Annotated in this window: 8 protein-coding genes and 3 tRNA genes; 9 read left to right on the top strand and 2 right to left on the bottom strand. The window is 42.2% G+C overall.

Going from position 1 to position 12880, the window contains the following annotated elements; genetic code table 11:
* Window position 1 precedes the first annotated feature (1 nt).
* The gene (locus NEE14_RS08880; RefSeq protein WP_251968601.1) at window positions 2-1444 is read right to left on the bottom strand and encodes a pseudouridine synthase; all 1443 of its coding nucleotides are present in this window, start codon (window positions 1442-1444) and stop codon (window positions 2-4) included.
* Window positions 1445-1621: 177 nt separating this feature from the next.
* Complete coding sequence (gene purB / locus NEE14_RS08875; RefSeq protein WP_251968600.1) at window positions 1622-2965, bottom strand: adenylosuccinate lyase; 1344 nt, start codon at window positions 2963-2965, stop codon at window positions 1622-1624.
* A gap of 179 nt (window positions 2966-3144) precedes the next feature.
* Between purB and NEE14_RS08870 the strand changes: the two genes are divergently transcribed.
* From NEE14_RS08870 to NEE14_RS08830, 9 genes are all read left to right on the top strand, one after another.
* Window positions 3145-3219, top strand: a tRNA-Val gene (locus tag NEE14_RS08870).
* Between the two features lie 27 nt (window positions 3220-3246).
* Window positions 3247-3321: transfer RNA gene (locus NEE14_RS08865), tRNA-Val, on the top strand.
* Between the two features lie 29 nt (window positions 3322-3350).
* A tRNA-Val gene (locus NEE14_RS08860) sits at window positions 3351-3425 on the top strand.
* Window positions 3426-4077: 652 nt separating this feature from the next.
* Window positions 4078-6234 carry an elongation factor G gene (locus NEE14_RS08855; protein WP_251968599.1) on the top strand — a complete coding sequence of 719 codons (2157 nt, stop codon included), beginning with the start codon at window positions 4078-4080 and terminating at the stop codon, window positions 6232-6234.
* Between the two features lie 151 nt (window positions 6235-6385).
* Window positions 6386-7501 carry a M50 family metallopeptidase gene (locus tag NEE14_RS08850; RefSeq protein WP_251968598.1) on the top strand — a complete coding sequence of 372 codons (1116 nt, stop codon included), beginning with the start codon at window positions 6386-6388 and terminating at the stop codon, window positions 7499-7501.
* A 10-nt stretch (window positions 7502-7511) separates the two neighbouring features.
* The gene (locus tag NEE14_RS08845) at window positions 7512-8495 is read left to right on the top strand and encodes a Gfo/Idh/MocA family protein (protein ID WP_251968597.1); all 984 of its coding nucleotides are present in this window, start codon (window positions 7512-7514) and stop codon (window positions 8493-8495) included.
* A 95-nt stretch (window positions 8496-8590) separates the two neighbouring features.
* Complete coding sequence (locus tag NEE14_RS08840) at window positions 8591-10255, top strand: AMP-binding protein (RefSeq protein ID WP_251968596.1); 1665 nt, start codon at window positions 8591-8593, stop codon at window positions 10253-10255.
* A 183-nt stretch (window positions 10256-10438) separates the two neighbouring features.
* Window positions 10439-10654: a hypothetical protein gene (locus NEE14_RS08835; protein WP_251968595.1), complete on the top strand. Its 216-nt coding sequence runs from the start codon at window positions 10439-10441 to the stop codon at window positions 10652-10654.
* Window positions 10655-10786: 132 nt separating this feature from the next.
* A complete protein-coding gene (locus NEE14_RS08830; RefSeq protein WP_251968594.1) occupies window positions 10787-12871 on the top strand; it encodes an outer membrane beta-barrel family protein in 2085 nt (694 codons plus the stop codon).
* The last annotated feature ends 9 nt before the right edge of the window (window positions 12872-12880 follow it).

The raw sequence follows: 12880 nt of genomic DNA, 5'->3' as shown, positions 1-12880 counted from the left end.
ATTATTCGAAAGCACCCATGCGCAGTGCGTTTACTTCTTTTTCGTTCAGATAACGCCATTTACCACGACCCAGGTTTTTCTTCGTCAGACCAGCGAAATAAACACGGTCCAATTTAACGACATGATAACCTAAAGATTCGAAGATACGACGCACGATACGGTTACGGCCAGAATGAATTTCGATACCAACCTGGCTCTTGTCAGTTTCGTTTGCATAGCTGATGGCATCTGCATGGATTTCGCCGTCTTCCAGTTCAAGTCCGTTTGCAATCTTTTCCATATCTTCAACCGAAACATTCTTGTCCAACCATACGTGATAGATCTTTTTCTTCTTAAATGACGGGTGAGTCAGTTTAGATGCCAGATCACCATCATTCGTCAACAGCAATACACCGGTTGTATTGCGGTCCAGACGACCTACCGGATAGATTCTTTCCGTACAAGCATGTTTTACCAGATCCATTACTGTCAGGCGTTCCTGAGGATCGTCTGAAGTTGTTACACAGTTTTTCGGCTTGTTCAATACAATGTAAACCTTGCTTTCGATCTGAACCGGTTTGTCATTGAATGTAACCTTATCAGAACGGGTAATCTTTGTTCCCAATTCCGTTACTACTACATCGTTTACCTTTACATTTCCAGCCTGGATATATTCATCGGCTTCACGACGAGAGCAAACACCTGCATTCGACAAGAACTTGTTCAAACGGATCGGTTCGTTCGGGTCTGCCAATACTTCCTTGTACTTCAGCTGTTTCTGGAAATTGTACTTAGCATTCGGGTTGTAATTGTTGGAACGGCGATTGTTATTATTGTTCGGACGGCGGTTGTTGTTACGTCCGTTATTATTATTGTAACGGCCTCCACCATAAGCATTGCCACCTCCGTAATTATTTCCATAAGGACGTGGAGCTGCACCGCGATTATCCTGACGATTATCGAAGTTTGTCCGATTTTCGCCTACACGCGGTCTTCTTTTCTTTACCGGTGCTCCTTCCGGATTGTTGGTTACGGCATTTGGATTGCTGCTATATACCGGACGGTTGTATGCACGCTGGTCGTTGTTCGGGTTGTAAGCCGGACGGTTTCCATACTGACGGTTCTGATTATAACCTCCCTCTCGATTCTGGTTGTTATAGTTGTTCCGGTTGTTGTAAGGCCGGTTATTACCGTAACCACCGCGATTATCATAACGCTGCTGATAACCTTGATTATTGCCATAGTCATTATACTGCTGGCGGTCTCCATAAGAACGATAACCTCCGCGGTCATTATTTGCCGGTCGGTTGTACGGTCTGCGTTCATAGTTACCCTCAGGACGGTTGTAACCTGTGTTATACGGTCTTCTTTCTCCGTCTTCTGCATTGTCTCTGTAGCCTGTCATTACTTTTCTTGGGCGTGCTGCTGGCTGCTGCTGTGCCTCATCTCTTTCTTCTGTACTCATGTTATAAATTATAATAAAAGGTTTATACTTGATAGCCTCCCGGCTACCTTTGATTTTGTTATTTATCTGTTCAGGAGATAAGATTATTAATAGTTTGGTTAGCACCAAAGCAGTCGAGTTTTTCGGAACTCCGATAAGCTTGAAACTGTTTTGGTATCTTTTTCTCCTTATTTGTTTTTAAATTCCTGTATAATTATGCGGTGTAATCGCTCTCAACTCGTCTTTTACGCGATCGCTGACCTGCAATGTTTCAATAAAATCTTTAATTGACTGTTCCGTAATGCCTGCATTGGTACGGGTAAGAGCTTTTAATGCTTCGTATGGTTTCGGATAACCTTCCCGGCGCAAGATGGTTTGGATACCTTCTGCTACGACGGCCCAGCATCTGTCAAGATCAGCTTCCAGGGCTTTTTCGTTGAGCAATAGTTTACCTAAACCTTTTAACAAACTCTTAAATGCAATTTCGATGTGTGCCATCGGAACACCTACATTTCTCAACACGGTTGAGTCGGTCAAGTCACGCTGTAAACGTGAGATCGGGAGTTTTGTTGCCAGATGTTCAAGAATGGCATTGGCAATACCTAAGTTACCTTCGGCATTTTCGAAATCGATCGGATTAACCTTATGCGGCATGGCTGAAGAACCTACTTCGCCCGCTTTGATTTTCTGCTTGAAATATTCCATGGAAATATATTGCCAGAAATCGCGGTTCAGGTCAATCAGGATGGTATTGATTCGTTTCATTCCGTCGAAGATAGCTCCTAAATTGTCGTAATTCGAAATCTGGGTTGTCCACTCTTCCCGTTGCAATCCTAATGATTCGCTGACGAATTTGTTGGCAAAAGCTTTCCAGTCATATTCCGGATAAGCTACATGGTGTGCATTGAAGTTGCCGGTAGCACCACCAAACTTAGCTGAAATCGGAACGGCTTTCAGTAAGTTCAATTGCTGTTTCAGGCGGTATACAAACACCATGATCTCTTTACCCAGACGGGTAGGAGAGGCTGGTTGTCCGTGTGTCTTGGCCAACATCGGGATATTCATCCATTCATTCGCATATTTTTCCAGCGTACTGATGACTTCTTCCAGTCCCGGATAATAGACATCGTTCAACGCTTCTTTCAGCGACAACGGCATAGCCGTATTGTTGATGTCTTGCGAGGTCAGTCCGAAGTGAATGAACTCATGATATTTCTCAGCCAGAAAATGATCTGTCTTTTCTTTGATGAAATATTCAACGGCTTTGACATCATGGTTGGTTACCTTTTCTATTTCCTTTACCCGCAAAGCATCTTCTTCCGTAAACTCTTTATAGACATTGCGAAGCCATGTTTTCACCTCTTCCGTATTTAATTCACTTAATTGCGGAAGATATTCAGATAGAGCTATCAAATACTCAATCTCTACGCGCACTCTGTATCTAATCAGCGCGAATTCAGAAAAATAAGCTGCAAGGTTCTCAGCTTTGTTCCAATATCGCCCGTCAACAGGCGAGATGGCTGTTAGTGTTGATAGTATCATTTTTCCTTTAATACATTATATATGATGTAGAGTTGCAAAGTTAATGCTTTTCCTGGTATCTATATGCAAAAACAAAGTTTTTTTTATTTTTTCTCCGAAAATATTTGGAGGTTTCAAAAAAAGCCGTACCTTTGCACCGTCTTAAAGAGATAAGGCGTACAAAACAGAATGAATGAAAAGGGCGTTTAGCTCAGCTGGTTCAGAGCATCTGCCTTACAAGCAGAGGGTCGGCGGTTCGAATCCGTCAACGCCCACTTTTCAAAACAATCAACCGATTAATCGGGCGTTTAGCTCAGCTGGTTCAGAGCATCTGCCTTACAAGCAGAGGGTCGGCGGTTCGAATCCGTCAACGCCCACTTCCCAAAAAACAATCAATCGATTAATCGGGCGTTTAGCTCAGCTGGTTCAGAGCATCTGCCTTACAAGCAGAGGGTCGGCGGTTCGAATCCGTCAACGCCCACGTTTTTAGCAAGCATCCATTCGGATGCTTTTTTTGTTTCTACACCATTCATTTCCCTTGTTTACTACGAACACTTTATAATTTCTGCCGGATTCGTCTGATTACTTCCTCCCGATGTTCGCAACTTGAGCCCAATTTTCTCTTTATAACGGTAATAAGAAAAAATGAATATGTTATAGTCCTGCTTTGTTATTTGTTATTCATAAGCTAGAATGTAGAAGAAGTCGTTTTTTTTTCTTTCTGGAAGATTGTCTTTTTTTAGATAGAAAGTAATTGATTTGTAGTTCGTTATTGTCTAAATATATGCTATATTCTAATTAATTTACAATTGTGAATTAATTGATTAACCTATATGAATTGATTGATTCACATTTGTGATTTGATTAATTCATAATAGTGAATTAATTAGTTAGCTAAATATTTTCAAGAATAATTGGCGAGATGAATATGAAAGAGTCGTAGAAATTTGTACAGTTATTTTCTGATGTGGGTGGAGATCTTAGCGAAATACCTATCATTCTGTTAGACAACATAATTATCAAACATCGTAGAATAAATTGTTTATCTCCGTAACAATTCCTAATTTGCGGTCGTGACATTAAAACGTCACATATATTTCTATATTGTTAAACCTAAAAAAGCTGATATCATCATGAAAGTATATCAAACGAACGAAATCAAGAACATTTCAATATTGGGCAGTTCTGGCTCTGGGAAAACCACTCTCGCTGAAGCTATGCTTTACGAGGGTGGAGTTATAAAACGTCGCGGAAGTGTTGAGAATGGAAATACGGTATGCGACTATTTCCCGGTTGAGAAAGAGTATGGGTACTCTGTATTCTCGACCGTTTTTAGTGTGGAATGGCAAGATCGTAAGCTGAACTTCATTGATTGTCCGGGTTCAGACGACTTTATCGGTGGTGCTGTTTCGGCTTTGAACGTAACAGATACGGCCCTGATGGTATTAAATGCACAATACGGTGTAGAGGTAGGAACCATCAATCAGTTCCGCTATACCGAACAATTCCATAAACCGGTTATTTTTGTCGTTAATCAGCTGGATAATGATAAGGCCGATTATGAAGGAACTATCGCTCAGTTGCAAGACCGCTGGGGCAGCAAGGTTGTTCCTATTCAATATCCTATTACTTGCGGTTCATCCTTTAATGCAGTGGTTGATGTATTAAAGATGAAGATGTATCGCTGGAAACCGGAAGGCGGTGTTCCTGATGTATTGGAAATTCCGGCTGAAGAAACTGAAAAAGCCATGGAATTACATAAAGCATTGGTAGAAGCTGCTGCTGAACATGACGATGTCCTGATGGAAAAATTCTTCGAAGAAGGAACTTTGAGCGAAGATGATATGCGTGCCGGTATCCGTGCCGGATTGGTAACCCGTGATATGTTCCCGGTATTCTGTGTATGTGCCGGCCGTGATATGTGCGTACGTCGTACCTTGGAATTCTTAGGTAATGTTGTTCCTTGTACCGACAAGATGCCGCGTTTGGTTACAACAGAAGGCGTAGAAGTAACACCGGATGCAAACGGTCCGACGAGTCTGTTCTTCTTCAAGACGACAGTTGAACCGCATATCGGACAGGTTTCTTATTTCAAAGTGCTGTCTGGTAGAGTGAAATCGGGCGATGATTTGCTGAATGCCGACCGTGGTTCGAAAGAACGTATTGCCCAGTTGTTTGTAACCGACGGACAAACACGTACGGAAGTTCCGGAAATGGTTGCCGGTGATATCGGTGCTACCGTTAAACTGAAAGATGTTCGCCGTGGTAATACCTTGAATGGTAAAGGTTGTGATTATCGTTTTGACTTTATCAAATATCCGGATCCGAAGTATCGCCGTGCCATCAAGCCGGTAAACGAAGCTGATGCGGAAAAGATGATGGAAATCTTGACTCGTATGCGTGAGGAAGATCCGACATGGGTAATCGAACAGTCAAAGGAATTGAAGCAGACCATCGTTGCCGGTCAGGGAGAATTCCATTTGCGTACCTTGAAATGGCGTATTGAAAATAACGATAAACTGCCGGTAGAATTCCTGGAACCGAAGATTCCGTATCGTGAAACCATTACAAAAGCCGCTCGTGCTGATTACCGCCATAAGAAACAGTCGGGTGGTGCCGGTCAGTTCGGTGAAGTTCACCTGATTGTAGAACCGTATTACGAAGGTATGCCGGCTCCGGATACTTATCGTTTCGGCGGACAGGAATATAAGATGAACGTTCGTGATGCACAGACTATCGACCTGGATTGGGGCGGAAAGTTGGTATTTGTCAACTGTATCGTTGGTGGTGCTATTGATGCCCGCTTCTTGCCGGCTATCTTGAAAGGTATCATGTCACGTATGGAACAAGGTCCGTTGACTGGTTCGTATGCCCGCGATGTCCGTATTTGTGTATATGATGGAAAGATGCACCCGGTTGACAGTAACGAAATCTCATTCATGCTGGCCGGACGTAATGCCTTCAGTACAGCGTTTAAGGAAGCAGGTCCGAAGATTTTGGAACCGGTCTATGATGTAGAAGTTTCCGTACCGGCCGATTTCTTGGGCGATGTGATGAGTGATTTGCAGGGACGCCGTGCCCTGATCATGGGTATGAACAGTGAAAAAGGATTTGAAAAGCTGTTGGCAAAAGTTCCGTTGAAAGAATTGTCGAACTACTCAACTTCTTTGAGTTCTATTACGGGCGGCCGTGCTTCATTTACGATGAAGTTTGCTTCTTATGAACTGGTACCGTCTGATGTACAGGAGAAACTGTTGAAGGCTTATGAAGCTTCTCAGGCAGAAGAATAATACAAACAGGTAAATAAATAATTGGATTGTAGCCACTCGATGCGGGTGGCTACAATTTTTTTTGATAGGGTTTGGAGTCTCTTTTCGGGTATTTTCAAGATTTTCCGGATAACATTTAATATCTTTGTTTGGATATTTAATGTTGTGCATTATGAAACAGAAACACAAATCAATCTTATATCAAGCTGTTTTCTTCTTTTTATGTCTGGCTATTGGCGCTTTTATTGGAGCTGTGTTTGCCCGCTCTGCCAAATCAGGGATGCAGATTATACCTCTTATCATTGAATTCTTGATCTTTATTCCGGTATTATTCATTTTGCAAATTATTATTCATGAAGCAGGACATATGCTTGCAGCCTTGACTTCTGGTTGGGAGTTTCTTTCGTTTCGTATCTTTAAGTTCACGATAAGCCGTAAAGACGGGAAATTTCATTTTTCGGTCTTTCATATTCCGGGAACGGTCGGTCAATGTCTGATGATGCCTCCCGAACAACCTCTGAGCCGGTCACAATTATCCTTTTATAATATGGGCGGAGTCTTGGCCAATCTGTGTACGGCTGTGATTGCTCTTCTTTTATTGTTTGTTCCGAGTATAAATCAGTCCAGTACAGGAAATCTTCTGGTGGTTCTTTTTGCTTTTGCGGGTATTCTTATGGCTTGTAGTAATGGAATTCCTTTAATCGGGGGTGGAATTCCCAATGATGGAATGAATAACCGGATGCTCAAACAGGATCCTCTTTCCCGGCAGGTATTCATAGATGTCATGCGTATCAACGGTTTTATTCAGCAAGGCATCCGCGTAAAAGATATTCCTTCAGCCTATTTTCATGCGAATGAGAAACTGGACTGTGCCAATACGATACAGGTGATGGCTTGTTTCTACCAACTGGCTCGAGCCTTGGATCAGTTGAACTTTGAGGAAGCGAATAGACTGGCTGATGAAATGGGGCGGCATAAAAAGGATATGGTCTATCTGTATCAGCAGGAGCTCACTTGCGAGGAAATCTTCCTCCGCTTGATCCGTCAGTTTTCGAAACAGGAGATTGAGCGGCTTCTCACGACCGAAATGCAGAAATACATTCACCTGAACCAACAATACCGGCCTTCTGTTTTACGGTTGGCGTATGCGTTGGCGAAACTGTATGAGCAAGATGAAGCCAAGGCAGAACAACTTTATCAGCAGTTCGACCATTTATGTAAGCACTATCATATGGTAGGAGAAATAGCAGGAGAAAGAGAGCTTGTCGAATATATTAAACAATTATAAACGAATGAATATGCAACAGACATTGAAAGTCGGTATCCTCGGAGCCGGACATATTGCCCGTAAGATGGCAACTACTTTACAAGGTATGGAAAACGCAGAGCTATATGCGGTAGCGGCGCGAGATTTGACTCGCGCAGAGCAATTTGCTGCCGAATTTCAGGCTCGGAAAGCCTACGGAAGTTATGAAGCCCTTGCCGACGACCCGGAAATAAATCTGATTTATGTGGCCACGCCGCATTCGCATCATTTCGAACCGGCTCGTATGTGTTTGCTGAAAGGTAAACCGGTTTTATGCGAGAAAGCCTTTACCGCCAATGCCCGTGAAGCAGAAGAACTGATTCGGATCTCGCAGGAACAGCATGTTTATCTGGCCGAAGCGATATGGACCCGCTATATGCCTTTCTCAAAGACCATCAGGGAATTGGCAGAAAACGGCATTATTGGTAAGCCGATGATGCTGACAGCCAACTTAGGGTATGTTATATCAGATGTTGAACGTATTGTAAAACCGGAGCTTTGTGGTGGAGCCTTGTATGATTTAGGTGTTTATCCGATTAATTTTGCTCTCATGACCTTTGGAGATGAGATAGAAAATATAACTTCTGCTTGTGTGAAGAATGCGGCAGGCGTTGATATGCAGAACAGCATTACATTTACGTATAGCGATGGTCGCATGGCCGTGATGCAGACAACGGCTTTTTGTGCAACCGATCGTATGGGCATCATTTCAGGGGATAAAGGCTATATTGTCGTCGATAATATCAACAATCCGCAGTTGGCCGTTGTTTATAATACAGAACATCAGGAAATCGCCCGCCATACTTGTCCGCCGCAGATTACCGGATTCGAGTATCAGGTACAAGAGGCGGCTGACGCAATCCGCGAAGGACGGATTGAACCTGTTTCGATGCCTCACGAAGAAAGTTTGCGTGTTATGCGGATGCTTGACAGCCTTCGTAAAGAATGGGGTGTCCGTTTCCCGATGGATGAATAAGCTTTTAGAAGAGTAAAATGGCTGATTCAGTGGAATAAATGATATCGGGCAAAGACAAAAATCGTATCTTTGCGCGAAATAGACAGATACATAATATGATACAAGAGAATTTTATCAAGATTTACGAGAAAAGTTTCCAAGAAAACTGGGATTTACCGGCATTGACCGACTATGTAGAACAAAACACAATGACATTTGCCGACGTAGCCAAAGAGATTGCCCGTTTCCATATCCTTTTCAAGGAATGCCAGATCCGGCGAGGAGACAAAATTGCCTTAATCGGCCGCGACTGTGCTAACTGGTGTGTCGTCTATATGGCTGCCATTACATATGGTGCGATTATTGTTCCTATTTTGCCCGATTTTAATCCGAATGATGTGCATCACATCATCAATCATTCTGAATCAGTCTTTTTGTTCGTGAGTGATCGGATTTGGGATACGCTGGAAGAAGAAAAGATCGGTGAGGTACGTGCTGTCTTTTCCTTGACCGATTTCAGATGTCTGCATCAGCGTGATGGAGAAAATATTCAGAAGCTCCTGAAGGAATTGGACAGCCGGTTTACCGAAGTTTATCCGAATGGCTTTACCCGCGAGAATATCAGATATGCAGAATTGGACAACGACAAGGTCCTCTTGCTGAATTATACTTCTGGAACGACGGGTTTCAGTAAGGGCGTAATGCTGACAGGTAATAACTTGGCCGGTAATGTAACTTATGCCCGGACATTGGATATTCTGTTCCGGGGTGAACGAGAGTTGTGTTTTTTGCCTTTGGCCCATGCGTACAGTTGCGCTTTCAATTTCCTGGTGCCAATGGCTTTCGGAGCACATGTCTTCCTGTTAGGGAAACTTCCTTCACCCAAGATTCTGCTCAAAGCATTCGAGGAGATTAAGCCGAACCTGATTCTGACTGTCCCTTTGATTTTGGAAAAGATATACAAGAAAATGATTGCTCCCCAGCTTAATAAACGGGCCATGAAGCTTGCTATGAATGTGCCTTTGCTGAACGATCGTATTTACGCCCAGATCAATAAAAAACTGACAGATGCCATGGGCGGTCGTTTCCGGGAGGTCATTGTCGGTGGAGCTGCCATGAATCAGGAAGTGGCCGATTTCTTGTATAAGATCAAATTCCCTTATACCATCGGATATGGTATGACCGAGTGCGGGCCATTGATCAGTTATGATAATCATAAAGAATATATCCCGACTTCTTGCGGCCAAATTCTGAAAGGTATCATGGAAGTCCGTATTGATTCTGAAGATCCTTATAATAAAGTAGGTGAAATTCAGGTAAGGGGCGAGAATGTCATGAAGGGATATTATAAGAATGAAGAGGCTACTCGAAATGTATTTACAGATGATGGTTGGCTGAAGACGGGCGACTTGGGAACGATTGATGTCAATAACCGTATTTACATTCGTGGCCGGAGCAAGACGATGATACTAAGCTCGAATGGTCAGAATATCTATCCGGAAGAAATAGAGGCCAAACTGAATAATCTGCCCTTCGTTTTGGAAAGCCTGATTGTTGAACGGGAAGGAAAGCTGGTCGGTTTGGTTTATCCAGATTATGATATGGTAGATAATACAGGCATTCGGCATGATGATCTTCCGGCAATTATGGAACAGAACAGGAAAGACCTGAATAAATTATTGGCGCCTTATGAAGCGATAACTTCTATCGTTTTATATCCGACGGAATTTGAAAAGACGCCAAAGAAAAGCATCAAGCGATATTTATATGAAAATTATTAGAAAGTCAGTCGTAATTGTAATATGCTGATTGATAGTTCTGTATGAATTATATCATAGTCGAAGCTCAAAAAAAATGATTTTTTTATAAAAAAATAGGCCGTCTGCTGTACAACATATAAAATTAATGCATAATTTTGCAGCGTTTTCAAGAAGAAATTATAGACCGTTTAATTTTAGAACAAAATGAAAAAGTTAGTTGCATTCGCTGCCGTTGTTGCAGCAGTATCATTTGCATCTTGTGGCAATAAATCATCTGAATCAACTGAAGTTGCTGAAGCTCCTGAAACAGAAGTTGCAGCTCCTGCAGAAGAAGTTGCTCCTGCTGCGGCTGATACAACAGCTGCTGCTCCTGCAGATTCTACAGCTGCAGTTGCTACTGAAGCTACTCCAGCTGAATAATTCAGTTGAATGAGCTGAGAAACAAGGACAGTCTGTATGTACAAACATACAGACTTTTTTTGTTTTTATAGATTTACGCAACAAATTAGTCTTCAATTTGGTTATTTTAGCAAATAAAATAACAATTATTATATGAACAAGATTTTGTATGTAGTGTCAGGCCTCTGCCTGAGTATGGCAATAAATGCTCAGGAGGCCGATTCAACATTGAATAGAACAATAGAAGAGGTGGAAGTCGTAGGCAAATATGCTTCTGGTATAAGTGGCAGTCCAGTAAAAAGACTTCAAGTGGAAAGGCAGCTCAGCAGTGCTTCGGTTACGACTGCAGAAGCGATCCGTCAATTACCTTCGGTAATAACGGATATAGAGGGTGGCGTTACTTTTAGAGGTAGCAGTCATTCCGGTTTGTTTATAAATGGTATTCCTTATGGTTTAATGGAAGAGTATAGTGGGGATGTATTAATCCAACTGCCTGCGCTATTCTTCAATAAAGTGGGACTTGAGGTCTTTCCGGATGTTTCAATGGTTCCGGATGGAGATGCAGGTGTACTGAACTTGTCTTCCTCTTCATATCATGAAATACTGTCTCCACTCACATTATCTGTTGGTGCAGGTTGGCATGAACGGTATAATGCAGGAACTGTATTTAATTTGAATCCCGGAAAGTTCTATATCACTGCAAAATATAATTATCGGAAAGAGTTCCGGTCCAGAACATTCAGCAAGACAACGACAACGGCTCAGAATACTACTTCCATGAATAACAATGCGGATGCTCGGCCGGATGTTCATCTGGCTGATTTACAGTTGGCTTACGATCTTTCTGATAACGATCAAATAGGTGCATCCGGCTTATTCTATGTGATGGATTATAACCGGTACGGGCGTATTAATAACCGGGTGTTTAATCCTAAAGGGGATCTGATGAAATATGTAATTCGGAATCGGTATAACGATCAGTATCAGTCGGCTTGGTCGGCAGATGCTTATTGGAATCATCACTTCCAGTTAGGAAGCAGCTTGTCGGCATTGTTTAATTATAATAACTTCAAGTATGATGAAGACAATGACTATAAAAATGAGAATCCTGATAATCAGCAAATCATAGCTGAGGATAATCAATTCATTAATCATGATAAGCATAATTATTTCTGGAGACTGAATTATAAGCATCCTTTAGGAAAGACAGCCAGTTTCCAGGTCGGTTATATAGGGCGTTTGACGGATGAATCTCATCGGAACGAAGTAAATGCTAAGCAGAATGGTGAATGGCAGCCCACGTTGGCAAAAAACTATGATTATGCTTTTCAACGCTATTTGAATCTGTTGTTTCTGTCATTTGAGAAAAAGACAGAACATTGGAATGCGGAAGTAGGAGTGCAGGCAGAATTTATGAATCGGAAAATGACTGAAACACTGCCTTCCATTTCCAATACAGCGGAAACCAAAGCAAACCAGTTTCATGTTTATCCTCGTGCCCAGATATCTTATGAATTCAATCCGCAGCAATCTGTTCAGCTGAGCTATCAGCAGCGCGTGATTAGACCTTTGGGCTCGGAATTGAGTTCTTTTATAGATAATACGGATGTAACGCATGTAATAATGGGAAACCCTTCCTTACAAGATGAGTTTATCCATACTTTGGAGCTGAACTGGCAACTGGCTTTACCTAATTTTAGAATGACACCGGCTATTTATTATCGGAACAGGCAGAATCGTATTGTGAAAGTGGCAACACAAGTTGATGAGGAAACTTTGTGGCAGAAAAATAATACAGGTACCAGTCAGACTGTGGGAGCTGATTTGTCTCTTCGCTGGCAGCCAGTTCGATTTTTAGACTTAGGTTTGGCTGGAGACGTTTTCCGGGATGAAATAGATGGACGAACGATTGGATATGATATCAATAAGTCTTTATGGTGCTGGGATGTTAAAGGTAACTTGGCCATTCATATTACGCCCACTACAGAATTGCAAATAGATGGTTTCTATATTTCTGATCAGTTGACTGTGCAAGGGAAGATAAAAAGTCATTATACTGTCAATGCTGGTTTGTCGCAATATTTTGCCAATCGGAAATGGTGTGCACAAATCAGTATAAACAACATATTTGATTCGTTGGAAGAAACAACTCTGATTGATACAGACCAGTTGCAACTTGTCCAGAAACGGAATCGTGATCCCCGTGTAGCTTGGGTGACGCTGACTTATACTTTGTAAGCGATAGTG

The sequence above is a fragment of the Parabacteroides sp. AD58 genome, from assembly GCF_023744375.2.
GTDB classification, from domain to species: Bacteria; Bacteroidota; Bacteroidia; order Bacteroidales; family Tannerellaceae; genus Parabacteroides; species Parabacteroides absconsus.
The sequence above is the reverse complement of the archived record's forward strand: the minus strand, read 5'-3'. Positions and strand labels throughout refer to the sequence as shown.

Excerpts from the sequence above, each read along its gene's own strand:
- purB (WP_251968600.1), bottom strand. The coding sequence starts at position 2,965 with ATGATACTATCAACACTAACAGCCATCTCGCCTGTTGACGGGCGATAT.
- NEE14_RS08850 (WP_251968598.1), top strand. The coding sequence starts at position 6,386 with ATGAAACAGAAACACAAATCAATCTTATATCAAGCTGTTTTCTTCTTT.
- NEE14_RS08855 (WP_251968599.1), top strand. The coding sequence starts at position 4,078 with ATGAAAGTATATCAAACGAACGAAATCAAGAACATTTCAATATTGGGC.
- NEE14_RS08880 (WP_251968601.1), bottom strand. The coding sequence starts at position 1,444 with ATGAGTACAGAAGAAAGAGATGAGGCACAGCAGCAGCCAGCAGCACGC.
- NEE14_RS08845 (WP_251968597.1), top strand. The coding sequence starts at position 7,512 with ATGCAACAGACATTGAAAGTCGGTATCCTCGGAGCCGGACATATTGCC.
- NEE14_RS08830 (WP_251968594.1), top strand. The coding sequence starts at position 10,787 with ATGAACAAGATTTTGTATGTAGTGTCAGGCCTCTGCCTGAGTATGGCA.
- NEE14_RS08835 (WP_251968595.1), top strand. The coding sequence starts at position 10,439 with ATGAAAAAGTTAGTTGCATTCGCTGCCGTTGTTGCAGCAGTATCATTT.
- NEE14_RS08840 (WP_251968596.1), top strand. The coding sequence starts at position 8,591 with ATGATACAAGAGAATTTTATCAAGATTTACGAGAAAAGTTTCCAAGAA.